This window comes from Paraburkholderia eburnea (assembly GCF_002917095.1).
GTDB classification, from domain to species: Bacteria; Pseudomonadota; Gammaproteobacteria; order Burkholderiales; family Burkholderiaceae; genus Paraburkholderia; species Paraburkholderia eburnea.
Map to the genome: position 1 here is coordinate 80,533 of NZ_PQGA01000002.1, position 23,565 is coordinate 104,097.

23 protein-coding genes are annotated in these 23,565 nt (G+C 66.0%); 9 read left to right on the forward strand and 14 right to left on the reverse strand.

What is annotated here, in order from left to right:
• The first annotated feature begins 115 nt into the window (after positions 1-115).
• Together B0G62_RS04790 and ltaE are read left to right on the forward strand one after the other, a co-directional pair.
• Complete coding sequence (locus B0G62_RS04790; protein WP_103703044.1) at positions 116-859, forward strand: peptidoglycan DD-metalloendopeptidase family protein; 744 nt, start codon at positions 116-118, stop codon at positions 857-859.
• Between the two features lie 166 nt (positions 860-1,025).
• On the forward strand, positions 1,026-2,030 hold the full coding sequence (gene ltaE / locus B0G62_RS04795; protein WP_103703045.1) for a low-specificity L-threonine aldolase: 1,005 nt from the start codon (positions 1,026-1,028) through the stop codon (positions 2,028-2,030).
• Between the two features lie 51 nt (positions 2,031-2,081).
• Here the strand turns inward: ltaE and B0G62_RS04800 are convergent, their stop codons facing one another.
• Positions 2,082-3,431 (reverse strand): MFS transporter, encoded by a 1,350-nt coding sequence (locus tag B0G62_RS04800; protein ID WP_103703046.1) that lies wholly within the window; start codon positions 3,429-3,431, stop codon positions 2,082-2,084.
• 579 nt (positions 3,432-4,010) lie between these two features.
• Between B0G62_RS04800 and B0G62_RS04805 the strand changes: the two genes are divergently transcribed.
• Positions 4,011-6,467, forward strand: coding sequence for a glycogen/starch/alpha-glucan phosphorylase (locus B0G62_RS04805; protein ID WP_103703047.1), 2,457 nt, complete (start codon positions 4,011-4,013; stop codon positions 6,465-6,467).
• 31 nt (positions 6,468-6,498) lie between these two features.
• Here the strand turns inward: B0G62_RS04805 and B0G62_RS04810 are convergent, their stop codons facing one another.
• The 11 genes from B0G62_RS04810 to phnG form a co-directional block, all read right to left on the reverse strand.
• Entirely contained in the window at positions 6,499-6,906 is a 408-nt protein-coding gene (locus B0G62_RS04810) for a DUF6232 family protein (RefSeq protein ID WP_103703624.1), read from the reverse strand.
• A 199-nt stretch (positions 6,907-7,105) separates the two neighbouring features.
• Complete coding sequence (locus tag B0G62_RS04815) at positions 7,106-8,269, reverse strand: porin (RefSeq protein WP_103703048.1); 1,164 nt, start codon at positions 8,267-8,269, stop codon at positions 7,106-7,108.
• A 464-nt stretch (positions 8,270-8,733) separates the two neighbouring features.
• The gene (locus tag B0G62_RS04820) at positions 8,734-9,849 is read right to left on the reverse strand and encodes a succinylglutamate desuccinylase/aspartoacylase family protein (protein WP_103703049.1); all 1,116 of its coding nucleotides are present in this window, start codon (positions 9,847-9,849) and stop codon (positions 8,734-8,736) included.
• Positions 9,850-10,092: 243 nt separating this feature from the next.
• On the reverse strand, positions 10,093-10,860 hold the full coding sequence (locus tag B0G62_RS04825; RefSeq protein ID WP_103703050.1) for an ABC transporter substrate-binding protein: 768 nt from the start codon (positions 10,858-10,860) through the stop codon (positions 10,093-10,095).
• 464 nt (positions 10,861-11,324) lie between these two features.
• Positions 11,325-12,458 (reverse strand): alpha-D-ribose 1-methylphosphonate 5-triphosphate diphosphatase, encoded by a 1,134-nt coding sequence (locus B0G62_RS04830; RefSeq protein WP_103703051.1) that lies wholly within the window; start codon positions 12,456-12,458, stop codon positions 11,325-11,327.
• 78 nt (positions 12,459-12,536) lie between these two features.
• Positions 12,537-13,316, reverse strand: a complete 780-nt coding sequence (phnL, locus tag B0G62_RS04835) for a phosphonate C-P lyase system protein PhnL (protein WP_103703625.1) — start codon at positions 13,314-13,316, stop codon at positions 12,537-12,539.
• A 10-nt stretch (positions 13,317-13,326) separates the two neighbouring features.
• Positions 13,327-14,097, reverse strand: coding sequence for a phosphonate C-P lyase system protein PhnK (gene phnK, locus B0G62_RS04840; RefSeq protein ID WP_103703626.1), 771 nt, complete (start codon positions 14,095-14,097; stop codon positions 13,327-13,329).
• 8 nt (positions 14,098-14,105) lie between these two features.
• A complete protein-coding gene (locus tag B0G62_RS04845; protein WP_103703052.1) occupies positions 14,106-15,017 on the reverse strand; it encodes an alpha-D-ribose 1-methylphosphonate 5-phosphate C-P-lyase PhnJ in 912 nt (303 codons plus the stop codon).
• The gene (locus tag B0G62_RS04850; protein WP_103703053.1) at positions 15,014-16,135 is read right to left on the reverse strand and encodes a carbon-phosphorus lyase complex subunit; all 1,122 of its coding nucleotides are present in this window, start codon (positions 16,133-16,135) and stop codon (positions 15,014-15,016) included. The genes B0G62_RS04845 and B0G62_RS04850 overlap by 4 nt, the downstream gene beginning before the upstream one ends.
• Entirely contained in the window at positions 16,135-16,794 is a 660-nt protein-coding gene (gene phnH, locus B0G62_RS04855) for a phosphonate C-P lyase system protein PhnH (RefSeq protein WP_244193117.1), read from the reverse strand. Before phnH ends, B0G62_RS04850 begins: the two co-directional genes overlap by 1 nt.
• Positions 16,791-17,288 (reverse strand): phosphonate C-P lyase system protein PhnG, encoded by a 498-nt coding sequence (gene phnG, locus B0G62_RS04860; protein WP_103703055.1) that lies wholly within the window; start codon positions 17,286-17,288, stop codon positions 16,791-16,793. Before phnG ends, phnH begins: the two co-directional genes overlap by 4 nt.
• Before the next feature lie 251 nt (positions 17,289-17,539).
• On the opposite strand from phnG, the gene phnF reads away from it, so the two are divergent.
• The 6 genes from phnF to B0G62_RS04890 all read left to right on the forward strand — a co-directional run bounded on the left by phnF (position 17,540) and on the right by B0G62_RS04890 (position 21,764).
• Positions 17,540-18,295: a phosphonate metabolism transcriptional regulator PhnF gene (gene phnF / locus B0G62_RS04865; protein WP_103703056.1), complete on the forward strand. Its 756-nt coding sequence runs from the start codon at positions 17,540-17,542 to the stop codon at positions 18,293-18,295.
• Complete coding sequence (locus tag B0G62_RS04870; protein WP_103703057.1) at positions 18,292-19,041, forward strand: DUF1045 domain-containing protein; 750 nt, start codon at positions 18,292-18,294, stop codon at positions 19,039-19,041. Before phnF ends, B0G62_RS04870 begins: the two co-directional genes overlap by 4 nt.
• Complete coding sequence (gene phnN / locus B0G62_RS04875) at positions 19,038-19,592, forward strand: phosphonate metabolism protein/1,5-bisphosphokinase (PRPP-forming) PhnN (protein WP_103703058.1); 555 nt, start codon at positions 19,038-19,040, stop codon at positions 19,590-19,592. Before B0G62_RS04870 ends, phnN begins: the two co-directional genes overlap by 4 nt.
• A gap of 149 nt (positions 19,593-19,741) precedes the next feature.
• Positions 19,742-20,635, forward strand: a complete 894-nt coding sequence (locus tag B0G62_RS04880) for a LysR family transcriptional regulator (RefSeq protein ID WP_103703059.1) — start codon at positions 19,742-19,744, stop codon at positions 20,633-20,635.
• A 290-nt stretch (positions 20,636-20,925) separates the two neighbouring features.
• On the forward strand, positions 20,926-21,411 hold the full coding sequence (locus B0G62_RS04885; protein WP_103703060.1) for a MerR family transcriptional regulator: 486 nt from the start codon (positions 20,926-20,928) through the stop codon (positions 21,409-21,411).
• On the forward strand, positions 21,345-21,764 hold the full coding sequence (locus B0G62_RS04890; protein ID WP_103703061.1) for a carboxymuconolactone decarboxylase family protein: 420 nt from the start codon (positions 21,345-21,347) through the stop codon (positions 21,762-21,764). The genes B0G62_RS04885 and B0G62_RS04890 overlap by 67 nt, the downstream gene beginning before the upstream one ends.
• Here the strand turns inward: B0G62_RS04890 and B0G62_RS04895 are convergent.
• Complete coding sequence (locus B0G62_RS04895) at positions 21,753-22,187, reverse strand: GNAT family N-acetyltransferase (protein WP_103703062.1); 435 nt, start codon at positions 22,185-22,187, stop codon at positions 21,753-21,755. The two genes, B0G62_RS04890 and B0G62_RS04895, sit on opposite strands and share 12 nt — an antisense overlap.
• 68 nt (positions 22,188-22,255) lie before the next feature.
• Complete coding sequence (locus B0G62_RS04900) at positions 22,256-23,080, reverse strand: IclR family transcriptional regulator (RefSeq protein ID WP_103703063.1); 825 nt, start codon at positions 23,078-23,080, stop codon at positions 22,256-22,258.
• Between the last annotated feature and the right edge of the window lie 485 nt (positions 23,081-23,565).

Here is a 23,565-nt window from a genome sequence, read left to right on the forward strand (position 1 = left end):
CAATTCCGGCTTGATCAACGGAGAGGGTTTCGCGGGCGAACGCCGGCGGCCCCACGCGCATCCAACAATACGTATTCCCGTCGTACGTAGCGAGGAACCAGCGAGGAACAGCAACATGAATCGACAACGGCGAATTCCAGGCGCGTATGCGGCGCTGGCCGCACTCACGCTTGCCTGCAGCGCCTGCACGCTCACGCCGTGGGAGAGCAGTCCGTCCGCGCCGCCCACCCCCACGTCCAACGGCGTGCCCGCTGGTTACTACCGCGTCAATCCGGGCGACACGCTTTCACGCATCGCGTCGGCCTACGGTCAGCGCACCCAGGACCTCGCGAGCTGGAACCAGTTGCCGCCGAACGCTCAGGTGCTGCCTGGCCAGGTGCTGCGTGTCGCGCCGCCGGCGGGCTATAGCTCAGGCGCCGCCGCGCCTCAGCCGCCCGCGTTCACGAGCAGCGCGCCCGCCGCGAACGGCGTCGCCGTGCCCAACCCGGTCGGCTCTTCGCTCACGCTCATGTGGCCGGCGCGCGGTCCTATTCTGCAGCGCTTCGTGCCGGGCAAGTCAACGGGCATCGTGATCGGCGGCGCGCCCGGCGAGCCGGTCAAGGCCGCCGCCGCGGGCCGCGTGGTCTATGCGGGCTCGGGCATCGAGGCCTATGGACCGCTCGTCATCATCAAGCACAACGATCAGACCGTGACGGCCTATGGCCATAACGGCCGCCTGCTCGTGAAGGAAGACGACGCCGTCTCGCAAGGCCAGCCGATCGCCGAAATGGGTGTCGACAACAATGGCGTCGCGGGCGTGCAGTTCGAGGTGCGCAGCGACGGCAAGCCGGTCGATCCGTTGCCGCTACTTTCGCGCTGATCCTTCGCGCTTCTCGCGCACCTGGCGATCGCCGCTTTTTCAGGGATTTGCCAGGGCGCGCCGTTTGAAAATACACTCGATGGTTTCCGCGCTGTGCCTGCTCGCCAGGCGCAGCGGTTAGCGCCGCGCATCGTCGTGGCGCGGCCCCTTTGAGGATTCCATCGGCATGATCGACCTGCGTAGCGACACCGTCACCCGTCCCAGCCAAGCCATGCTGGCCGCCATGACCCGCGCCGAAACCGGCGACGACGTCTGGGGCGACGATCCCACCGTGCTGAGCCTGCAGGCGCGCGTGGCCGGGGAGGCCGGCAAGGAAGCCGGCCTGTTCTTCCCGAGCGGCACGCAAAGCAACCTCGCCGCGCTGATGGCGCATTGCGGGCGCGGCGACGAATACATCGTCGGCCAGGCGGCCCACACCTATAAGTACGAGGGCGGCGGCGCGGCGGTGCTCGGCAGCATCCAGCCGCAGCCGCTCGACAATGCCGAAGACGGCTCGATCCCACTCGAACGTGTCGCGGCCGCGATCAAGCCAACCGACGACCACTTCGCGCGCACGCGCCTGTTCGCGCTCGAGAACACCATCGGCGGCAAGGTGCTGCCGGCGGCCTACGTCGCCGAGGCCACGCAGTTCGCGCATGGCCGCGGGCTCGCCACGCACCTCGACGGCGCGCGCGTGTTCAATGCGGCGGTGGCGTCGAATCAATCGCTCAAGGCGATGGCCGAGGGTTTCGATTCGATGTCGATCTGCTTTTCGAAGGGCCTGGGCGCGCCGGTCGGCTCGGTGCTGGTGGGCAGCCGGGCGCTGATCGAGGTGGCGCACCGCTGGCGCAAGGTGCTGGGCGGCGGCATGCGCCAGTCGGGCGTGCTGGCGGCGGCTTGCCTCCATGCGCTCGATCACAACGTCGCGCGTCTCGCCGACGATCACGCCAATGCCGCGCGCCTGGCCGAAGGGCTCGCGCAGATCGACGAGGTCAAGGTGATGTCGCACGCCACGAACATGGTGTTCGCGCAGTTCCCGCAGGCCGATTGCGCGGCGCTGGAGGCGTGGCTCAAGGAGCGCGGCATCCTCACGCAGATGCTGTACGCGTCGCGCTTCGTGACGCATCTGGACGTGAGCGCCGCCGATATCGACACCTTCGTCGCGGCCGTGAAGGCTTACTTCAAGCGTTGATCCAAAGACGCAGAAGCGCCAGGCGGCGCGTTTATTCGCGCGGCCGGGCGCTCAATGGCTGACCGTCCGATGCGACGGCGCGAACAGGCGCAAGCCGCTCACCACGCTGGCCGCTGCTGAAAACGCCGCGCCCAGGCCGAGCGCGAGCGTCGGGCCATGTTTGCCCGCGATCCCGAAACACAACGCCACCAGCGCCGCCCCCGTGGTCTGCCCGAGCAGCCGCGAGACGGCGATGGTGCCGCTCGCGCCGCCGCTGCGCTCCGGCGGGGCGGCCGCCATGATCGCGCGCAGATTGGGCGACTGGAAGAAGCCGAAGCCCGCGCCGCAGATCGCCATGCGGATCACGATGTCGATCACGTTCGGATGCACCGGCAGCATCGCCAGCGACGCCATCCCCACCGCGAGAATCGCCAGTCCGATCGCGCCGAGCAGGCCCGGCGGATAGCGATCCGAGAGCCGTCCCGCGATGGGCGCGGCGGCGGCCACGACCACGGGCCAAGGCGTCATCAGGAAGCCGGTTTCCACCTGGCTGCGCATCAGCACGGTTTCGAAATAGAACGGCAGCGACACGAACGCGAGGCCCTGGGCCGCGAACGAGCAGATGGCCGTCAGCGACGACAGCGCGAACACCGGGCGCTTGAACAGATCGACGGGCAGCATCGGCGCGGGGTGACCGGCTTCGCGGCGGATCAGCAGCGCGCCGAACACCAGCGCGATTGCCGCCGCCGTCGCCACTTCCTTGCCCGGCGCGCGCTGCGCCGCCTCGCCGAGCGCGAAGATCAGCGCGGCGAACGTGACGAGATTGAGCAGCGCCGCGAGCGGATCGAAGGTGTGCTTGCCGCGTGCCGTCTGTGGCAGCGCGGGCATGGCGAACACCAGCGCGATCACGCCGAGCGGCACATTGATCGCGAAAAGCCATGGCCAGGTGCCCGCCGACAGAATCAGCGACGCTATGGTCGGCCCGACGGCGAACGACACGCCCACGATCAGCGCATTCATGCCGAGGCCGCGCCCGAGCCGGTGCGGCGGGTAAAGGAAGCGGATCAGCGCCGTGTTGACGCTCATGATCGCGCTTGCGCCCAGACCCTGGAGCACGCGCGCGCCGGCCAGCGCCGTGAGCGTGGGCGCGAGCGCGCAGGCGAGCGACGCCACCGTGAAGATGGCGAGCCCGCTGATATAGATGCGCCGGTGGCCGAGGATATCGCCGAGCGCCGCGAGCGGCAGCAGCGTGGCGACCATCGCGAGCTGGTAGGCGTTGATGATCCACACCGAGGCGGCGGGCGCCGCGTGCAGATCGGCGGCGATGGCGGGCAGGGCCGTGTTGGCGATGGCGGTGTCGAGCGTCGCCAGCGCGACGGCGAGCATCACGGCGGCCATCGCGCGGCGGTTCTTCGCCGTCATGGGGGCGTCGGCGCGCCCGGTGTCTTTGGGCGCGGATACAGTTTCGGACAAGGCGGTCTCGGACGTGGTCGGGGCAGGGGCGAAGCGGAGCGTTCCGGCACGGGCGCCGTGCGAACGATTCCGCGATTGTTACAGAGGTCGCGCGATTCTGCAGCGCCTGCTCCAGAGCGTGGGCTTGCTGTAAGGAGAGGTTTTATTGGCCTTCTCTATCGCGCGGTCTCGCAACTAACAGCCATCCCGCACCGCAACCGCCAACGCGCCGCGCAGTGGCGCACTTATGCACGCAGCGCGTTTCGGCCAGTCCCTCAGAGCGCCGCAAATGATGCGTTATGCATTGTTTCCGCGACGCCGCACGTCTTGAAAATGTCCTACTCTGCAAACTGACCTGCGCCTGCCCGCCCGCGGATGTCCATGACGATCCGGCGGACGGAATGCACCGCGACGGTGCCCGAGCGTGTTGCCGCACGAGCGATGGGCATCCCACGCGGCACGCGACGTGCAAGCGCAGCCCGAACGCCCGCGCGCCGCGCCCGCCATCCTGGCATCGCGCAGCGCGCCGCTTTTTCCGGGAGGCATTCGATGACAGCCGTTGGTCTTGAATTCGACCAGTTGAAGAGCAGCGCCGATGCGTTGCGCCGTTCCATCTCGAACCGTCTGATGTACGGCGTCGGCAAGGACGCCGTGACCGCGCGCCCGCAGGACTGGCTGCACGCCGCCGCGCTCGCAGTGCGCGATCGCCTCGTCGAGCGCTGGATGGTGACCACGCGCCGTCAGTACGATCAGGACGTCAAACGGGTCTATTACCTGTCGATGGAGTTTCTGATCGGCCGCACCTTTTCGAACGCGCTGCTTGCGCTCGGCATCTACGAGCCGATGAAGGCGGCGCTCGCGGGCGTGGGCGTCGATATGGAAGCGCTGGTCGATCTCGAACCCGACGCCGCGCTTGGCAACGGCGGTTTAGGCCGGCTGGCGGCCTGCTTTCTCGACTCGATGGCGACGCTCGGCATTCCGGGTTTTGGCTACGGCATCCGCTACGACTACGGCATGTTTCGCCAGCAGATCATCAACGGCGAGCAGGTCGAGGCGCCCGATTACTGGCTGCGCTCCGGCAATCCGTGGGAATTCCCGCGCCCCGAGGTGCAGTATCCCGTGCGTTTCGGCGGCCGTACGGTGCAGCGCGACGGCCATGTGGAGTGGATCGACACCACTCACGTCAACGCGATGGCCTATGACACCGTGATTCCCGGCTACGCGACCAGCGCGACCAACACGCTGCGGCTATGGTCCGCGCGCGCCGACGAGGAACTGGATCTTTCGGCCTTCAATCAGGGCGATTATCAGCGCGCCGTGGAAGCAAGAAATATTTCGGAGGACGTATCGCGTCTGCTGTATCCCGACGATTCGACCATGGCGGGCCGCGAACTGCGCCTGCGCCAGGAGTATTTTTTCGTCTCCGCGACCATGCAGGACCTGATCCGCCGATACCTGCGTACGCACAGCACCTTTGGGCGCTTCTCCGACAAGGTCGCGGTGCACCTGAACGACACCCATCCCGTGCTGGCGATTCCCGAGTTGCTTCGCCTGCTCGTGGATGTCCACCACATGCCGTGGGACGAGGCGATGGGGCACATCAAGCGCGTGTTCTCGTACACGAATCACACGCTGATGCCCGAAGCGCTGGAAACCTGGGATGTCGAACTATTGGCGCGTCTCTTGCCGCGTCACCTCGAAATCATCTTCGACATTAACGCGGCTTTTCTGCGCGAGGCGAGCGACAAGGGCGCTCACGATCTCGACTTTATCCGCCGCATTTCGCTCGTCGATGAATACGGTCAGCGGCGCGTACGCATGGCCTATCTGGCGATCGTCGCGAGCCACAAGGTCAACGGCGTTTCGAAGCTGCACTCGCAGTTGATGACGCGCGATATCTTTGCCGATTTCGCGCGGCTCTTTCCCGATCGCTTCACCAACGTCACCAACGGCATCACGCCGCGCCGCTGGCTGGCGCAGGCGAGTCCGTCGCTGGCGCATCTGGTCGACGGGGCCATCGGGCCGAACTGGCGCAGCGATCTGTTCGCGCTGGACGGCTTGCGCAAGTTCAGCGGCGACGCGGCTTTCGGCGCGGCTTTTCGCGCCGCCAAGCGCGAGAACAAGGTGCGGCTCATCGAGCGCATGACGGCGCGCACGGGCCTCGCGTTCAACCCCGATGCGCTGTTCGACATGCAGGTCAAGCGCATCCACGAATACAAGCGACAGTTGCTCAACGTGCTGCACGTCATCACGCGCTACAACCGCATCGTGCTGGAGCCCGAACGGGACTGGGTGCCGCGCGTGGTGCTGTTCGCGGGCAAGGCGGCGTCGGCGTACCGGATGGCCAAGACCATCATTCGCCTCATCAACGACGTGGCCGACAAGATCAACCACGATCCCGTGGTAGGCGATCGCCTCAAGGTGGTATTCGTGCCGAACTACGGCGTGAGCGTGGCCGAGGTCGTGATTCCGGCCGCCGACCTGTCCGAGCAGATTTCGACGGCGGGCACGGAGGCGTCGGGCACCGGCAACATGAAGCTCGCGCTCAATGGCGCGCTGACGATGGGCACGCTCGACGGCGCGAACATCGAAATCTGCGACGCGGTGGGCAACGACCATATCTTCATCTTCGGCCACACGTCGGATCAGGTCGATGCGCTGCGTTGCTCGGGTTATCGGCCGCGCCAGGTGTACGAAGAGAATGTCGAGCTGCGCACCGTGCTCGACCAGATCCGCACGGGCTTTTTCTCGCCCGACGACCCCGCGCGCTATTCGGATATCTTCCACACCCTGGTGGACTGGGGCGATCACTACATGGTGCTGGCCGATTACGCCGCGTTCGTGCAGGCGCAGGAGGCGGCGGACGAACGCTTCGTCGATACGCCCAAATGGACCGCGAGCGCGATTTTGAACGTGGCCGGCATGGGCACGTTCTCGTCGGATCGTGCGATCGCCGAGTACGCGCGCGACATCTGGCACACCAGGCCGATCGAGCAGGTAGGCTGAAGCGAGCTGACGTGCTTCCGGCGACGGGGGCTTATTGTGCAGCGGGGCGCGGCGCCGGGGCGTCGGCGCTGGCCGCCTTGGCCGCGCGCACGGCTTGCTCGACGCGCTCGACGAAGCTGCGGTCGCTGCTCGAGACCGCTTCGCGGGTTTCGCCCTTCGTCACCACCAGCAAGCGGTGCGTGACCTCCTGCCAGATCCACGCGAGCCAGCCCACCACCACCATCATCACGCCGCAGCCGAGCGCGGCGCCCGAGCTGTACACGCCGCCAAAGGCCGCGAGCACCACGCCGAACAGCGAAAGCAGCACCGGAAACACGCGGTTGCGGTGGATCGTCACGACCCGCAGATCGTCGATGTCCCGGAGTGCGAAGATCTGCCCGGCGGCGGAAAGCGAGGTGCGTGTGACCGACACGCCGGCTTCGTTGAAAGGGAGTTCCATCGGTTCGAAAGCTGCGAAGGGAAAGGGCGCAGCGTACCAGAAGCGCGCGCGAGGCGGCAGATAGCGCGGCGCCGCAGGGCGCACGCAGCCAGTAAAAAGGCCTCCCGAAGGAGGCCTTGTGCCCGCCGCGCATGGCGCGGCAGGAGGCATGGCGATGCCACACGGCGCCTGCGCGAAGCAGGCGCTGCGTTCGCAATGCTTAGAACTTGTGGCGGATACCCACGCGCACCGCGACTTGTTCCTGCGAACCCGAACCCGACGGCGCGAAGATGCTCGACGTCGAATCGCCGATCTGTGCCTGAACCGGCGCGCCCTTGTACGTGCCCGACGCTTCTTCCCAGGCGACGAGACCGTAGACGTCCGTGCGCTTGCTCAGAGCGTAGTCGAGCGAACCGTTGACCTGGTTCCAGTGAGCGTTGAACAGACCCGACGCGCGCGAGTACGTGTAGCCGACAGCCGTCGTCAGAGCCGGCGTGAAGGCGTACTTGACGCCTGCTTCGTACGCGTTGTACAGCGTCGACGAACCCGTGATCGGTTCGAAACGCGTGTTCGTCCACAGCAGCCATGCCGTAGCCGGGCCGTAGACGTAGCGGCCGCCGAAGCCGAACGAGCGCAGGTCGCGGACCACGCTCGAACCTGCCGTGTTGACGTTGGCGAGCGACGTCGAGAACGTCGTCGTCGAAGCCGAAGCCGGGTACGTGATGTCCGTGTACGCGCCGCCGAGGCTGAACGGGCCGTACGCGTAGTTCGCGCCGAAGCTGAATGCGCGCGACGAAGCCGTTGCGCTCGTCGTCGGTGCGCCGGCGAACGAGGTCGTGTTCGAGAAGCCATAGAGGCCGCCGAACGTGAAGCCCGAGAAGTTCACGCTCTGGAACTTGACGGCGTTGTTGATACGGCTCGACGTGAGCTGGTCGACGTCGTTGACGTGGAAGGCCCAGTTGCCCGAAACCGTATTGCCGCCGGTCGAGTACAGCGAACCGAGGATGTCCGTGCTGAACGAGTATTGACGGCCGAACGTCAGCGAACCGATGTTGCTTTGCGTCAGACCGACATAGGCTTGACGGCCGAACATCGAGCTGCCTTGGCCTGCTGCGCCCGTGCCGCTGTTAAAACCGTTTTCGAGCACGAAGATCGCCTTCAGGCCGCCGCCCAGGTCTTCCGTGCCACGCAGGCCCCAACGGCTGCCTTGTGCGACGCCGTCACCGTACTGGAATGCCTTCGAGCTGCCCTTCGACGCGTTCTGGACGTGGTTGATGTAGCTCACGCCTGCGTCGATCAGGCCGTACAGCGTCACGCTGCTTTGTGCGTGAGCGGTACCGGCGATCAGGCCGAGGATAGCGGTGGTCAAAATTTTCTTTTTCAACTGTTTCTCCGGATGAAGGAAAGTGAGTCTCCGGTCTCGTGCGGGCCGGTTGATGTGTCGCGCTGCAATTTAAGGGTCGCTAGCGAAAGAAATGTGACAGTAAGGACATGTCGCTGAAATGTCGCTGTTATGTGGTGCGAATGCGACAGTGGGCTTGCGAGCCAGGGGCGCAGGCTTAAAGCCTTGATGGGATTGGGTTTTCTGGAAATTGACGGGTGCTTTCCAGCGTTGGCCGAGCGCTGGGCAAGCCTTATAAGATTTTCTGCTTTGTAAGGTTGGCTACGCGATTTGCATGAACGTTCTGATAATTTTGGGATGCAAATGCGCCGGGTAGAAACGGGGTCGAATACTTGAAAATCGGCGAATTATGCCGGTTTTTGCAATATTCGTTATGCGAAGGAGTGGGGCGGCCAGCCCGATTGAACGACGCCCCGGCTCATCTGCGAGCCGGGGCGCGTGCCGTGTCAGAGCGACAGCAGCGATCCGGAGCGGATCGGCGTATCGCCGGCGATGCGCGCGATTTCCATCCCGGCGGTCGCGAAGCGCGCGCTATGGCGCGCGTACATCACGCCGCTCACGCTGGCGTTGAGCGTGGTCACTTCGTCGGTGAGCGGATTGACGATATCGGCCACCGGCGTGCCGGCGTCGATCCATGCGCCGCAGTCCGCGCGGAACACGATCACGCCGCTGGCGGGCGCGACGATCGGTTCGGTGCCCGCGAGCGGCGTGGCCGGATGCGCGAGCGGCGGCAGCGGCGCAGCCGTGCCGTCAATCACGCCGCGCGTGATCAGATAGTCGACGATGGCTTGCGCGTCGTGCTCGGCGAACTCGTGCGAGACGTCGCGCTGGCTGCGCAGCTCGACGGTCACCGAAATCGAGCCGTACGGAATCGGGAAACGCTCACCGAAGCGCTCGCGCAGCTCCGTCCAGCAGAAGCTGTGAATCTCGTCGAACGGATTGCCGATCGAGTTCAGCGCGAGCAGCGACGCCTTGGAGTCCAGGTAGCGCGCGAGCGGCTCGACCTCGGGCCAGAGTTCGGGATTCGTGTAGATGTGCATCGCGGCTTCCCAGTCGCAATGCAGGTCCAGCACGATATCGGCGTCGTAGGACAGGCGTTGAAGCGCGAGGCGCTGCGAATCGAGCTCGGTCTTCCGCTGCACGGCGGCCAGCCCTTCGCCCATCAGGGCGCGGATCGCCTTGACATTGGCGTTGGCGTCGGGCCCCAGGCGCGACTCGATCTGCGGCAGCACGAGCGCCGTCAGCTCATGGAAGTTGCGGTTGAAGTTCTGCGCGGTGTTCGACTCGAAGCGCCCCACGAGATGACCGAGCCAATGCTGGTTCAGGCCGATCGGGTTCGCCACCGGCACGATCACGACTTCGCCGCGCATACGCCCAGCGTTTTCGAGCGCGGCGAGCTTGCGGCGCAGCGCCCAGGACACGAGCATGCCGGGCAATTCGTCCGCGTGCAGCGACGACTGCACATAGACCTTCGTGCCGCCGGGCTTGCCGTAGTGGAAACTCGTGATCTCTCGCGCGGTGCCCAGTGCGGGCGCAATCAACGGATGGTGGTGGGTTTGCATGATGGGTGCGCGCCTGGCGCTTGAGGCGCGAGGCGCGTGGTTCGGGCGTGAGCGGAGGAATGGCCCGCTGTCGGGCCGATGTCCATGATCTTAGCCGATCCGCGCAATCGACAGAACTTCGGACGGAATCGCGCCACCCAAAAGCGAGCCGCCCAAAAGCGAGCCTCAAAGCAAAAAGCCCGAACCGCAAGGGTCCGGGCTTTCCGGGTCGCCCGCAAAGCGCGGGCGGCGCGACAAAAACGCTTAGCTGCCGTACACGTCGAAGTCGAAGTACTTGGCTTCGATCTTCTTGTACGTGCCGTCCTTGATCATGTCGGCGATGGCCTTGTCGATCTTCGTCTTGAGATCGGCGTCTTCCTTGCGCAGGCCGATAGCGGCTGCGCCCGTCGGGATTTCCTTGCCGGCGAACTGGAAGCCAGCGCCGCGCGGCGTCTTCAGGAAGCCCAGGTCGGCTTGCACTTCGTCTTGCAGCGCTGCGTCCAGACGGCCCGAGATCAGGTCGGCGTAGACCTGGTCCTGGTTCTGGTAAGGAACGACGTTGACGCCCTTGGGCGCCCAGTTGTCCTTGGCGTAGGTTTCCTGGATCGTGCCTTGCTCGACGCCCACCGTCTTGCCCTTGAGCGAGTCGGCGGTCGGCTGGAAGCTGGTGCCCTTCTTGGCAACGAGGCGCGTCGGCGTGTTGAACAGCTTCGCCGAGAAAGCGATCTGCTCTTCGCGCTGCGGCGTGATCGTCATCGACGACAGCACGCCGTCGAACTTCTTGGCCTTCAGGCCCGGGATCATGCCGTCGAAATCCTGCTCGACCCACACGCACTTGGCGCTCATGCGCCTGCAGATCTCATTGCCGAGGTCGATGTCGAAACCGACCAGCTTGCCATCGGGGGCTTTCGATTCGAACGGAGCGTAGCTCGCGTCGACGCCGAAGCGCACGGTGGTCCAATCCTTTGCGTAGGCGGCACTGGCCGAAACGGCCAGCAGGGCAACCGACAGGGTGGCAAGCAGTTTCTTCACTCTTTGTACTCCTCTTATGGTTCATGGCGCGCCATGTGCGGTCGTGCCGCCACGGTGCATTTTTCCGGCGCGGCTCGCGCCGGAGATTCGGTTGTCCTCGCAAGCGTTGCTGCGAGCGGCGGCGCAAAGCTTACCCGGTCAAAAATGCTGCGTCGCTAGTGAAATACCGGATGGCAAGCGAACAAGCGCTCTAACGGACCTGCGCCGGTGTGTGACGACGGGCGAAAAGCCTTGTCCAGCAAGGCTTTCAGCGCCAAGGAGAGGTGCGGATAGAGGGCTGCGGAAAACGGATTGCGATGCTCTGCCGCAACAGTCGAAGGCGTGCGCCGGCGCCTGTCAGGTGCCAGGCGCGGCGCATGAAGGGAAGTTGAAATCGAAACGATGGCATGCCGTTGGTTTTGTTGTCGGCTTCGGCATGCCTTTGCCGCACTGCAGCAGGAAAAACGCGGGCGGATCAGACCGCGCTAGATCACGCGCTGGCCCGCGCGATACGTCGCGCGCGGCACCGGCAGCGTGTCGAGCATGGTCACGCGCACGAAGTCCGCGCGCAGGCCCGGTTCGATCGCGCCGCGATCGGCCAGACCCGCCTTGTGCGCCGGTTCCCACGACACCGTGGCGAGCGCGCGTGGCAGCGTCCAGTCGGCCTTCGTCACGAGATCGAACGCGGCGCTCAGGAGGCTCGACGGCACGTAGTCCGACGAGAGGATGTCGAGCAGATCCGCCTGCGCCAGTTCGAGCGCCGACACATTGCCCGAGTGCGAGCCGCCGCGCACGACGTTGGGCGCGCCCATGATCGTGGCGATGCCGCGTCTTTTCGCTTCCTCGGCGGCGGCGCGCGTGGTCGGGAATTCGGCGAGCACGATGCCTTCGGCGGCGGCCTGCTCGACGTGTTCGACGAGTGTGTCGTCGTGGCTCGCGAGCGGGATGTTGCGCGCCCGGCAGCGCTCGACGATCGCGCGGCGGTGCGCGTCCGCATAGCGTTCCTGCTCGGTTGCCATCTCGGTCAGCAGGTTGTCGGCGTGCTCGTCGGTCCACTTGCCATGGCGCTCCTGGTAGCGGCGCCACTGCGCGCGGTCGTGCCACTGGCGCTGGCCCGGCGTGTGGTCCATCACCGAGGCGAGACGCAGCAGCGGATGCACGCTCAGCGTGTCGAACAGCTCGATCACGTCCTCGGTGGCGATTTCGCAGCGCAGGTGCAGGAAATGGTCGGCACGCAGCAGCTTGCGCTCGGAGAAGCGCGAAAGGGCGGCGGCGCTCGCCAGTTGCACGTCGCGGCCACGCACGCCCACGGCCAGGCGCGTGCCGATGGCGAGCGCGTCGAACACCGTGGTGATGCCGGCGGCGGCGATCTGCGCGTCGTGGATCACGAAGGCGGCGTCGGTGTTCCAGTGCACGCCGGGGCGCGGCGCGAGGTGCTTTTCCAGGTTGTCGGTGTGCAGCTCGACGAGACCCGGCAGCAGGAAGTCGCCTTCCCAGTCCTCGGCCTCGGGCGCGGCGGTGGACCCGCGCGAAATGTCGCGGATGGTGTCGCCTTCGACCTGCAGCGTGCCGGTGAAAACGTCGTCTCGCGTCACGATGCGAGCGTTCTTGATCAACATCTTCAGGCTCCAGAAATCGGTTCTTGAGTCACTGTTAAGGGTACGTAAAGGTACGAAGCGCGGATTACGAAAACATGTTCAGGCGGCGATGGCTGCGCCCGTCTGCGCCACGCGCGGCGCACGCAGCGCCAGCACGCGGGTGGCGACGCGCTCGCGCGTGTCCTCGTCATGGAACACGCCGACGATCGCCGCGCCGCGCTCGCGCGCCTCGACGATCAAACCCGCGACCACTTCGCGGTTCTCCGCGTCGAGCGAGGCCGTGGGTTCGTCGAGCAACAGCACGCGATGCTGCGCGATCAGGCCGCGCGCGATGTTCACGCGCTGCTGCTCGCCGCCCGAAAACGTCGCGGGCGCGAGCGGCCACAGACGCTGCGGCACGTTCAGGCGTTCGAGCAGCGCGGCTGCGCGTGCGCGCGCGTCTTCTTCATCGATGCCGCGCGACACCAGCGGCGCGGCCACGATATCGAGCGCCGATACACGCGGAATCACGCGCAGAAACTGGCTCACATAACCGACCACGTTGCGGCGCAGACGCAGGACGTCGTGCGGCTCGGCGCCGGTGATTTCCAGATGCTGCGCGGGCGCCGCGTCGTCGCGGATCGCGATCGAGCCGCCGCTCGCCAGATAGTTGCCGTACAGGCAGCGCAAAAACGTGCTTTTGCCCGCGCCCGAGGGACCGACCAGCACAACGCACTCGCCGCGCTCGACGTCCAGCGAGACGCCCGCGAGCGCGTCGATGCCGATGCCGCCCTGACCGTGCAGCGTGAAGGTCTTGCGCACGTCTTCGGCGCGCAGCATGAGCGCGGGGCGCTCGGCGAACGCGCGCGCCGCCGGGGAAACCAGGGAATTCAGTGTCATGGCGTTCATCCTAGACCGGCAGCACGGAAGCTACCAGCGTCTGCGTATAGGGGTGTTGGGGATCGTCCAGCACCTGGTCGGTCAGACCCGATTCGACCACCGTGCCGCCCTGCATCACCATCAGCCGATGCGCGAGCAGACGCGCCACGCCGATGTCGTGCGTGACGATCAGCACCGAAAGATGCAGCGTGGTCGTGAGTGTTCGCAGCAGATCGAGCAGGCGTGCCTGCACGGATACATCGAGGCCGGCGGTCGGTTCGTCCATGAAAACCAGGCGCGGGCCGGTGACCAGATTGCGCGCGATCTGCAGGCGCTGCTGCATGCCGCCCGAAAACGCCGAAGGCAATTCGTCGATGCGGGTGTCGTCCAGCTCGACGCGGCGCATCCATTGCTGCGCGCTCTGCCGAATCCGCCCGTAATGGCGCGCGCCCACGGCCATCAGCGGCTCGCCGATATTGGCGCCCGCCGATACGCCCGCACGCAGCCCATCGCGCGGATTCTGCTGCACGAAGCCCCATTCGGTGCGGGCAAGCAAACGCCGGCGCGGCTCGGACAGCGTGCGCAGATCGAGCGCCTCGCCGTTCGCGCCGGTGTAGACGAGCGAGCCCGCATCGGCGTCGGTGCGCAGCGCGAGCGTGTTGAGCAAGGTGGTCTTGCCCGAGCCCGATTCGCCAACGATGCACAGCACTTCGCCAGGATAAAGATCGAAGCTCACGTCGCGGCAGCCGTTGCGCCCGCCATATTGCTTCGTGAGACCGCGTGCGCTCAAGAGCGGCGTCATGCTCGAATTCATACCTCCGCTCCTTTCGATTCGTGATCCTGATTTTCCTGTCGATCGTGGCAGTAATCGCTATCCGAGCACACGAACATGCGCTTGCCCGCATCGTCGACGATCATTTCGTCGAGGAAGCTCTCGCGCGACCCGCACAGCGCGCACGCGTGTTCCCAACGCTGGACTTCGAACGGGTGATCGTCGAAATCGAGCGATTTCACCGGCGTATAAGGCGGAATCGCGTAGATGCGCCGCTCGCGGCCCGCACCGAACAGTTGCAGCGCGGCGTTCATATGCAGCTTCGGATTGTCGAACTTGGGAATCGGCGAGGGCGAGGTGAGATAGCGCCCGTTTACCGTCACCGGATAGTCGTAGGTGGTGGCGATGCTGCCGTGCTGCACGATGTCCTCGTAGAGCTTCACGCTGATGAGACCGTAATCGGCGAGCGCGTGCAGCTTCTTGCATTCGGCCACGCGCGGTTCCAGCCGGTAAAGCGGTTCGGGCATCGGCACTTGATAGACGAGAATCTGCTTGTCCGTGAGCGGTGTTTCGGGAATGCGGTGGCGCGTCTGCACGATGGTCGCTTCGCTCGTGCGGCGCGTGGTGGCCACGCCCGTCGTGCGCGCGAAAAAGCGGCGGATGTTGACGGCGTTGGTCGTGTCGTCGGAGCCTTGATCGATGACCTTGAGCGTGTCGTTTGCGCCGATGATCGCCGCCGTCACCTGAATGCCGCCCGTGCCCCAGCCATACGGCAGCGGCATTTCGCGCGACGCGAACGGCACCTGATAGCCGGGCACCGCCACGGCCTTGAGCAGTGCGCGGCGGATCATGCGCTTGGTCTGCTCGTCCAGGTACGCGAAGTTGTAGCCGTCGGCGGCCTGGGTCTCGTGCGAGGCGAGCGTCGTGTCGAAAGTATCGGGCGCGTTCATGCGGCCTCCACGGTTTGCGGTTCGCCGCCCGACGGTTCGCCATGCTGCGCGCGCAGACGGCGCACCAGCTCCAGTTCGGCCTGGAAGTCGACGTAATGCGGCAGTTTCAGATGCTGCACGAAGCCCGACGCTTCCACGTTGTCGCTATGCGAGAGCATGAATTCGATGTCCTGGGTGGGCGAGGCGAGCGTTTCGCCCAGTTCTTCGGCACGCAGCGCGCGATCGACCAGCGCCATCGCCATGGCCTTGCGCTCGGCATGGCCGAAGGTAAGGCCATAGCCCTGCGTGAAGGCCGGCGGCATGTCCTTGCTGCCCGCGAACTGGTTGATCATCTGGCATTCGGTCAGTTCGATCTCGCCGATTTCGACGGCTTCGCCGAGTTCGTCCAGCACCATTTCCACCGCGACCGTGCCGAAGCGGATCTCGCCCGCGAACGGATGCGAGTGCGCGTAGCCGCGCTGCGTGGCGTAGCCCATTGCGAGCAGAAAGCCTTCGTCGCCACGCGCGAGGTTCTGCAGACGCACGCTGCGATCGGCGGGAAACGACAGCGGTTCGCGTGAGAGATCGCCCGGTTCGACGTCTTCCTCCGAGACCGTTTCCTGTTCGATGAGGCCCTCGTTGTTCAGCAGCGTGACGATGCGCGGCATCGGTTCGGCTTCATGCGATGCGGGGCGTGACACAATCGGTTCGGAGTCCGTTGCATCGTCGCCGTCGGCGAGCAGCGCGAAATCCAGCAGGCGCTGCGTGTAATCGTAGGTCGCGCCCAGCACCTGGCCGCCGGGCACGTCCTTGAAGGTCGCGGAAATGCGCCGCTCGACCGCCATGTGTTCCGTTTCCACCGGCACCGTGTAGCCGAAGCGCGGCAGCGTGGTGCGATAGGCGCGCAGCAGAAAGATCGCTTCGACGAGATCGCCTGCTGCCTGCTTGATCGCGAGCGCGGCGAGTTCCTCGTCGTAGACGGAGCCTTCGGCCATCACACGCGCCACGGCCAGGCGCATCTGTTCGCGGATCTGCGCGACGGACAGCTCGGGCACGCTCGTGTCGCCACGGCGGGCCTTGTCGAGCAGACGCCACGACGCCTCGATCGCGCGTTCTCCTCCTTTGACGGCGACATACATCAGTTCACCTCCACGCGGGTCGTGCGCGGCAGGCCCACGATCTGGGCACCGCAAACAAAATAGAAGTCGATGCCGCACGGAAAGAGCGGCGCGAGCGCGGCACGCTCCTGCCAGAAACGCGCGGGCAGGCCAGCGGGCGCGAACGCCTGGGTCGTTTCGATGCCGGGGCCGCTGAGCGTGAGCGCCGTGCCGCCCGTGAGCGAATCGACGCGCACGAAGACGGTGGCCGAATGCTCGGGCGATTCATCGGTCCCGCAGGCGAAGGCTTCGAGCGGCGGCAGCGTGGCGGCGTCGTGCACGTAGGCGAAGGCGGCTTCGCGTGGCGTGGCGGCCAGCGGCGCGTCGGCGTGAAAGCGCAGGGCGGCGGCCAGCGCGGCGTCGGGCTGCGCGAGCCAGACGGGCGTGGCGTAGTCGGCCAGCGCGAGCAGCGAGGCGAAGGCCGCGAGACCGGCGCGCGGCGTGCCGTCGGCGGCTGCCTCGGCAGCGGGCAACGGCGTTTCGATCGTATCGATCGTGCCGGGGCGCGAAAGTGCGTTCAAGAGCGTGCGGAACACGGCTTGCGTGTCGTGCACCGGGTCGGCGAAACCGGGCGCGAGCGCGTCGAGCGACAGGTGTACGGCGGTTCTGGCGATATCGGCAGTCATAACGCGTTCGTTCATGCGTCACCTCGAACCATCGTGAAGAACTCGACCTTGGTGCTGGCGGTGTCGTCGCGGCGGGCTGCGCGAATGCCTTCCAGGCGCGCGATCAGCGGCTCGATCAGTTGGGCGTGCAGGCGCTCGTGCCGCTCGGGCTGCTGCAGGAGGGCGTCGGCGAGCGCGGCCAGTTCGGCGCGGCGCTTGTCGCGGCCCAGATGGCAGGCGACGCCGACCGTGGCCGCCTGGCCGTGCGGCGCGCGCAGGCGCAGCGTGGCGCGCGTGACGGTGGCTTCGCCCAGGTTGAAGGCGTTGCCGGTGCCGCCGACGCGCCCGCGCACCATCGCGAGGCCGGTCTGAGGGGCGCGCAGCCAGTCGAAGGAAGGCGCCGGCTCGCCGCCGAGCGCTGCGGCGAAAGCCGCTTCCAGATCGGCGCGCGGCGTGCGCGCGAGAACCGCCATCCAGGCGCGGCGCGCGGCGGACCCGGCGGCGCTGGACGGGGCGGAGGATGCGTTCATCGGAGTTCCTGTGTCGTGAACGGAATTGAACTGTGGGGAAACGGTTGCTACGGTTGAATCGGGTTGCCGCATTGCAGGCGTCGCGAGGCGGCGCAAACGTCGAGATATTGAAGCATCTATTCATCTAAACGTCTAGATGTTTAATGCTACAGTGAATCCACGCCGGCATGAGGGACGTTTTCATATTTCCATCACGCCCTGGCCACTACAATGCGCAAAACGCTATTGAAACCGAGGGGAATGACAGCACCATGACATCGAACGACGACGCGTCCCACAGCACGCTCGAACGCGGCGCAGGGCTGGCGGTGTGGCGGCAGATCGAGCAGATCCTCGCGGCCGAGATCGCCGCGAAGGGCTTCGGCGACGATGGCCGCCTGCCGAGCGAAGGCGAACTGGCGAAGCGCTTCGACGTGAACCGCCATACGGTGCGGCGCGCGATGCTGGGCCTCGCGGCGCAGGGGCTGGTGAGCGTCGAGCAGGGGCGCGGCACCTTCGTGCAGCCCGGCGCGATCGACTACAGCATCGGCAAGCGCACGCGCTTTACGGAAAACCTGCAACGCCATCAGCATTCGGCGGTGGGCAGGCTGCTGGCGTCGTCGCGGGTGAAGGCGGACCCCGCCGTCGCGAAGGCGCTGGGGCTGCGCGCCGGTGCGCTGGTCTACCGGCTGGAGACGCTGCACGAATCGGACGGCGTGCCGCTCACCTACGCGCGCAGCTGGTATCCGGCCGCGCGTTTCACCGATCTGCCCACGGTCATGGAGCGTGTGGACAGCACTTCGAAGGCGCTCGCCGAATTCGGAGTGACCGACTATCTGCGCAAATGGAGCCGGATCGGCAGCGTGCTGCCCGAGCCCGAAGTGGCGCGGCGTCTGAACATCAACCGGCAGCAGCCGGTGCTGTGGGTCGAGAACGTCGACGTCGATCTGGAAGGCGTGGCGATCAAATATGGCGTGACGCACTTCGCCGCCGACCGCGTGCAACTGATGGTGGAACACGACATATGAGCACCGCGACGAGCACCGCGCCCGCGCACTGGAACGGGGCGACGCGCTTCGCGCTTTACTACGCGCCGCCGCGCGACTCGGCGTGGTGGCAGCGTGGCTGCGCGTGGCTGGGGCGCGACCCGGAAAGCGGTGACGCGCTTGCGCCGCCGCAGCCCGTCGAGCTTGAAAGGCCGCTCGCGGCGCTCACCGTGGCGCCCGCGCGCTACGGCTGGCACGGCACGCTCGTGCCGCCGTTTCGCCTCGCCGACGGCGTGACGCCGCAGGCGCTCGTCGCCGCCACGCAGGCCTGGGCCGCGCGGCGCGCGCGCTTTGACGTGGCGGCGGAGGCGGCGACGCTGGGCCGCTTCGTCGCCGTGCGCGCCGCCGACGACGCAGGTGCGCAGGCGCTCCAGCAACTGGCCGGCGACGCCTTGCGCGCGCTCGGATCGTTGCGCGCGGCGCAGACGCCCGCCGAACTGGCAAAGCGCCTCGACGCGCCGCTCACGCCGCTCACGCCGCGCCAGCGCGACTACGTCGAGACCTGGGGTTATCCGTACGTATTCGATGAATTCCGCTTCCATATGACGCTTTCCGATTCGCTCGCCGACGCGCCGACGCGCGCCGCGCTCATGCACGCCTGGAACGCGCAGATGCGCGACGCCGGCCCGCTGCCGGTGCACGGCGTCGCGATCTATGTCGAGCCGCAGCCCGGCGCGCCGTTCGAGTTATGGCAGCGCGTGGATTTCCCGACGGAGGGCTGCGCATGACGGCCCGGCTGATTTACGTGATGGGTCCGTCGGGGGCGGGCAAGGACACGCTGCTCGGCTACGCGCGCAAGCGGCTCGCGGCGGAGGGCGTGGTGTTCGCGCATCGCTATATCACGCGCGCGGAAGGCGGTGGCGAGAACCACATCGCGCTTACCGATACCGAATTCGAAGCGCGCGCACGCATGGGCCTGTTCGCGCTGCACTGGCGCAGCCACGCGCTGAGCTATGGCATCGGCGTGGAAATCGAGCAGTGGCTCAAGCTGGGTTGCACCGTCGTGGTGAACGGCTCGCGCGCCTACGTGAGCGAAGCGCTGGCGCGCTATCCGCGCATGACGCTCGTGCACGTGAACGCCGCGCAGCACGTGCTGGCCGCGCGGCTCGCTTCGCGCGCGCGGGAGACGCCGGAACAGGTCGCCGAGCGGCTCGCGCGGCGCGCGCCCTTTGTCGTGCCGGAAGGCGCGACTTTCGTGCAGATCGACAATTCCGGACGGATCGAAGACGCCGGCGCGGCCTTTGTCGCGGCGGTGCAGCGGGTGGCGCTGACGGGCTGAATGGCGCGCGGGCGCTCGCTTCATGCGTGCCGCCGGTTCCTGGGCATTCCTGGGCATTCCAGGGTTCCTGGGTATTTTGGCCATGCCATCGGCTCATGAGAAGATGACGCCGCCCCCCAAGACCACACGAGACCCTAGCGAGACCGCCCTTGGACCGTTTCCAGGAGATGCAGATTTTCACGCGCATCGTCGACCGCCGCAGCTTCACGCAGGCCGCCGAGGACCTCAACCTGCCGCGCGCCACCGTCACGAATTCGATCAAGCGTCTTGAGACGCGCCTTGGCGTGCGCCTGCTGGAGCGCACCACGCGCCAGGTGAAGCCCACGCCCGACGGCGACGCTTACTATCAGCGTTGCACGCGTCTGCTCGCCGATCTCGAAGAAACCGAAGAAGCGTTCCGCGACACCGATCCGCAAGGGCGCCTGCGCGTGAACATGCAGGGCACGCTCGCGCAGTATTTCGTGATGCCGCGCCTGGCGCAATTTCTCGCGCGCTATCCGCGCATCGAACTCTTTATCGGCTCGGGCGATCATTTCGTCGATCTCGTGCGCGAGGGCATCGATTGCGTGCTGCGCGCGGGCGAACTCAGCGATTCGTCGATGATCGCGCGGCGCGTCGCGCTGCTCGAACAGGTCACCGTCGCGAGCCCCGGCTATCTCGAACGGCATGGCGATCCCACGTCGATCGACGCGCTCATGGATGGGCATTTCGCCGTCAACTATCTCTCGCCGGCCACGGGCCGGGCGCATCCGCTCGAATTCGCGCTGGCCGATGGCGTACGCAACGTCACGCTGCCGGGACCGGTGGCCGTCAATGGCGCGGAGCTGTATACGGCGGGCGCGGTCGCGGGACTGGGGCTGGTGCAGGTGCCGCGCTACAGGGTGCGCGAGCAACTGGCCAACGGCGAACTGTGCATCGTGCTGGGCGACCAGCCGCCGCCGCCCATGCCGGTGTCCGTGATGTTTCCGCAGGCGCGCCAGCTTTCGCTGCGCGTGCGCGCTTTCACGGACTGGCTCGTGCAGGTTTTCGCCGACGTGGGCTGAATCGGCTGTTCGCCTTCAGGCAGCGTTTTTGGCCGCCTGGGGCATCTTCCAGCCATTCCCGGCCGGATCGCGGAACCCGCGTCGATGCGGTCCCGGTCGCGCAGCAGGGCTGGGGTCTTGCGGAGCGGCAGAGGTTCCGATGGTGCGTCGAACCTGGCGGGCTGCGGAGCCTTCGGGGCGGTGCGAAGTGCCATGCGTTCCTGTATCGGTTCGACCGACACGTTAAAAAGGGCTGACGGCGCGGGACGCTTGACTTAGAGTGCACTCGAAGTCCTAACCTGAGATCCGTCATGTCAAAAGCCCTGACTATCGGTCAGGTGGCTGCGGCCACCGGCGTCACCACCCATACGCTACGTTACTACGAGCGGGCTGGGCTGCTGCGTGCCATCGGTCGCACGCAGGCCGGACACCGGCTGTATTCGCCAGCGGACAGGGATTGGCTGCAATTCGTCATGCGCCTGAAGGCGACCGGGATGCCGATCGCTTCCATCCAGGCGTTTTCCGCACTGCGCTCGCAGGGCGATGCGACCTACGATGCCCGGCGCGAAATGCTGGCGGCGCATCGGAACGAGGTGCTGGCACGCATCGAGGATTTGCAGGCCAACCTTGCGGCGATCACGGACAAAATTGCCTGGTACGAAACGGCGGCGCGGGACGCGACTCGACATGACGAAGAAGCTCAAACCCATCAACAGGAAGAGGATTCGCCATGGATATCGGGATCGACGCAGCGCCTACGAAGCACGACCGCTACGCGCAGGGCTGGCAAAAACTGAAGCAGATCGACGGCGAGGCCGGCGAGAAAGTCGTGGCGGCGCTGGCGCCCATCGCACCGGATTTCGGCCGCCTGTTGATCGAGTTCGGTTTCGGCGACATCTATAGCCGCTCCCAACTTGATCTGCGCGCCCGCGAGATCGCGACGATTGCCGCCCTAGCCGCGCTTGGCAACGCGCAACCACAGTTGAAGATCCATATCGAGGCCGCGCTGAATGTCGGCTGCACTCGCGATGAAATCGTCGAGGTGTTCATGCAGATGGCGCTCTACGCGGGCTTTCCGGCAGCGCTCAATGCACTGTTCGCCGCACGCGAGGTGTTTGCGGCAAACGAGGTGACGGCGTCAGTCGGCTGACAAGTCCTTGGTGAGAAACACCCTATACGTGCCCGGAGGATCACACGGAATCTTGCCGAATTCAGTCCATCCATGGCGCTTGTAGAACTCGGGCGCCTGGAAGCTGATCGTGTAGACCACGGCAGAACGGCAACCACGGCGGCGACCCTCGTCTTCGAATCGACGTAGAACGTCGCTGCCTACGCCTTGTCCGCGCGCGGACGTCGGGAGAAAGAACAGATCGAGAAAAAGCAGGCCGAGCGATGACCGGCCGCTCGCGCCGCCGACAATTTCCCTCGTGAGCGGATCTCGGACCAGGACAGCCAGCGGTTGGCGGTCTGCGTAGCCAACGTGTTCGTCGTTGAACCGGTTCAGACCGCCGCCAATGATCCTCTCAATGGTCTCGTCCACGGTGTCGGTGACGATGATTTCGGGGGCAGGCATAGCGTCTCCTTGATGGCGGCGGCGTGCCGCGAATACCATTTATCGATTCCTTGAGCGCTGATCGCCCCTCAAGTCCGCCGCGAAACCATCCCCGAAACGCGCTGGGCCGCCTGTTGCAGCGGCTCCAGGAAGGTCTTCACCATCTGTTTGGCGGAAGTGCGCTGCGCGTTGCCGCTGATGTTCATCGCGGCGATCACGCGGCCCTGGCGGTTGCGGATGGGCGCCGAAATCGAAATCAGCCCGCCTTCCAGTTCCTGATCGACGATGGCCCAGCCCTGCTGGCGGACCTGGGCGATGATTTTCTTCAGCTCGTCCTTGTCGGTCACGGTGCGCGGCGTGTGCGCGTAGAGCGGCGACGCGCCGAGCGTGGCATCGAGCGTGTCCTCGTCGAGCGCGGCCAGCAGCACGCGCCCCATCGACGTGCAGTAGGCCGGCAGGCGGCTGCCGATCGACAGGTTGATCGTCATGATCTTGTGCGTGGGCACGCGCAGCACATAGACGATCTCGGTGCGGTCGAGCACGGCCGCCGAACAGCTTTCGTGCACCTCGCCGGACAGGGCCTCCATGACCGGTTCGGCCAGATTCCAGAACGGCATCGACGTGAGATAGGCGAAGCCGAGGTCGAGAATCTTGGGCGTGAGCCGGAACAGGCGCCCTTCGGCCTCGACGTAGCCGAGCGTCTGCAGCGTGAGCAGGATGCGCCGGGCGCCGGCACGCGTGAGGCCGGTGGCCGCGGCGACGTCGGTGAGCGTCTGTTCGGGATGCTCGGCGTTGAACGCGCGGATCACGGAAAGCCCGCGCGCGAACGACTGCACGTAGGAGTCGCCCGGCTTTTCGGGGATGTCCGTCTGCTCGTCGGAATGGGCGGGCGAGGCGCGGGTAGCGGGATTCATGGCGTCGTGGCGTCGGATCAAGGGCTGGAGGCGGCGCGAAAGGAACCCATGACGATAGCGCAAGCGCCTGGTTTCGCCAACCGGCGCGCGGTGGCGGGCACGCGTCGACGGGAAAACGCAAGCGCGTCGTCACGTTAATCCGGATACGTTACTTGATTTTTCGCAAGTGAAGCGCGGCTTAATGGAGTTGACGAAGCGATTGAATATCGGTAAGGGATTTAATTTTCCGATTTTAATGTCGATCTGGTTTTAAGCGATTAACCAAAAAATAACCAGCGGCGGTCATTTTCTTCGTCGATTGAGATCGTGAGTACCGCTCCCATTCACACGATTTTTCACTTGGCAAGCGCTTGATACCGGCTGCGACGCCTTGCCGCGCAGGGCGCGTCGCCGCATAGAAAGGCATATGAAAGATATCTGTGTCGTTCCGTCGCGCTGTCGTCCACGGGCTGTGACGCCCTCGATAAACCTTAGCCTAAATCAAA

What these genes read in the sequence shown, in the direction of transcription:
- B0G62_RS04830 (WP_103703051.1), bottom strand. Translation starts at nt 12,458, where the DNA reads ATGTTGATCAAGAACGCTCGCATCGTGACGCGAGACGACGTTTTCACC.
- B0G62_RS04810 (WP_103703624.1), bottom strand. Translation starts at nt 6,906, where the DNA reads ATGGAACTCCCTTTCAACGAAGCCGGCGTGTCGGTCACACGCACCTCG.
- B0G62_RS04870 (WP_103703057.1), top strand. Translation starts at nt 18,292, where the DNA reads ATGAGCACCGCGACGAGCACCGCGCCCGCGCACTGGAACGGGGCGACG.
- B0G62_RS04845 (WP_103703052.1), bottom strand. Translation starts at nt 15,017, where the DNA reads ATGAACGCGCCCGATACTTTCGACACGACGCTCGCCTCGCACGAGACC.
- phnL (WP_103703625.1), bottom strand. Translation starts at nt 13,316, where the DNA reads ATGACACTGAATTCCCTGGTTTCCCCGGCGGCGCGCGCGTTCGCCGAG.
- phnG (WP_103703055.1), bottom strand. Translation starts at nt 17,288, where the DNA reads ATGAACGCATCCTCCGCCCCGTCCAGCGCCGCCGGGTCCGCCGCGCGC.
- B0G62_RS04885 (WP_103703060.1), top strand. Translation starts at nt 20,926, where the DNA reads ATGTCAAAAGCCCTGACTATCGGTCAGGTGGCTGCGGCCACCGGCGTC.
- B0G62_RS04890 (WP_103703061.1), top strand. Translation starts at nt 21,345, where the DNA reads ATGGATATCGGGATCGACGCAGCGCCTACGAAGCACGACCGCTACGCG.
- phnF (WP_103703056.1), top strand. Translation starts at nt 17,540, where the DNA reads ATGACATCGAACGACGACGCGTCCCACAGCACGCTCGAACGCGGCGCA.
- B0G62_RS04895 (WP_103703062.1), bottom strand. Translation starts at nt 22,187, where the DNA reads ATGCCTGCCCCCGAAATCATCGTCACCGACACCGTGGACGAGACCATT.
- phnH (WP_244193117.1), bottom strand. Translation starts at nt 16,794, where the DNA reads ATGAACGAACGCGTTATGACTGCCGATATCGCCAGAACCGCCGTACAC.
- B0G62_RS04790 (WP_103703044.1), top strand. Translation starts at nt 116, where the DNA reads ATGAATCGACAACGGCGAATTCCAGGCGCGTATGCGGCGCTGGCCGCA.
- B0G62_RS04900 (WP_103703063.1), bottom strand. Translation starts at nt 23,080, where the DNA reads ATGAATCCCGCTACCCGCGCCTCGCCCGCCCATTCCGACGAGCAGACG.
- phnN (WP_103703058.1), top strand. Translation starts at nt 19,038, where the DNA reads ATGACGGCCCGGCTGATTTACGTGATGGGTCCGTCGGGGGCGGGCAAG.
- ltaE (WP_103703045.1), top strand. Translation starts at nt 1,026, where the DNA reads ATGATCGACCTGCGTAGCGACACCGTCACCCGTCCCAGCCAAGCCATG.
- B0G62_RS04800 (WP_103703046.1), bottom strand. Translation starts at nt 3,431, where the DNA reads ATGACGGCGAAGAACCGCCGCGCGATGGCCGCCGTGATGCTCGCCGTC.
- B0G62_RS04850 (WP_103703053.1), bottom strand. Translation starts at nt 16,135, where the DNA reads ATGTATGTCGCCGTCAAAGGAGGAGAACGCGCGATCGAGGCGTCGTGG.
- B0G62_RS04820 (WP_103703049.1), bottom strand. Translation starts at nt 9,849, where the DNA reads ATGCAAACCCACCACCATCCGTTGATTGCGCCCGCACTGGGCACCGCG.
- B0G62_RS04805 (WP_103703047.1), top strand. Translation starts at nt 4,011, where the DNA reads ATGACAGCCGTTGGTCTTGAATTCGACCAGTTGAAGAGCAGCGCCGAT.
- phnK (WP_103703626.1), bottom strand. Translation starts at nt 14,097, where the DNA reads ATGACGCCGCTCTTGAGCGCACGCGGTCTCACGAAGCAATATGGCGGG.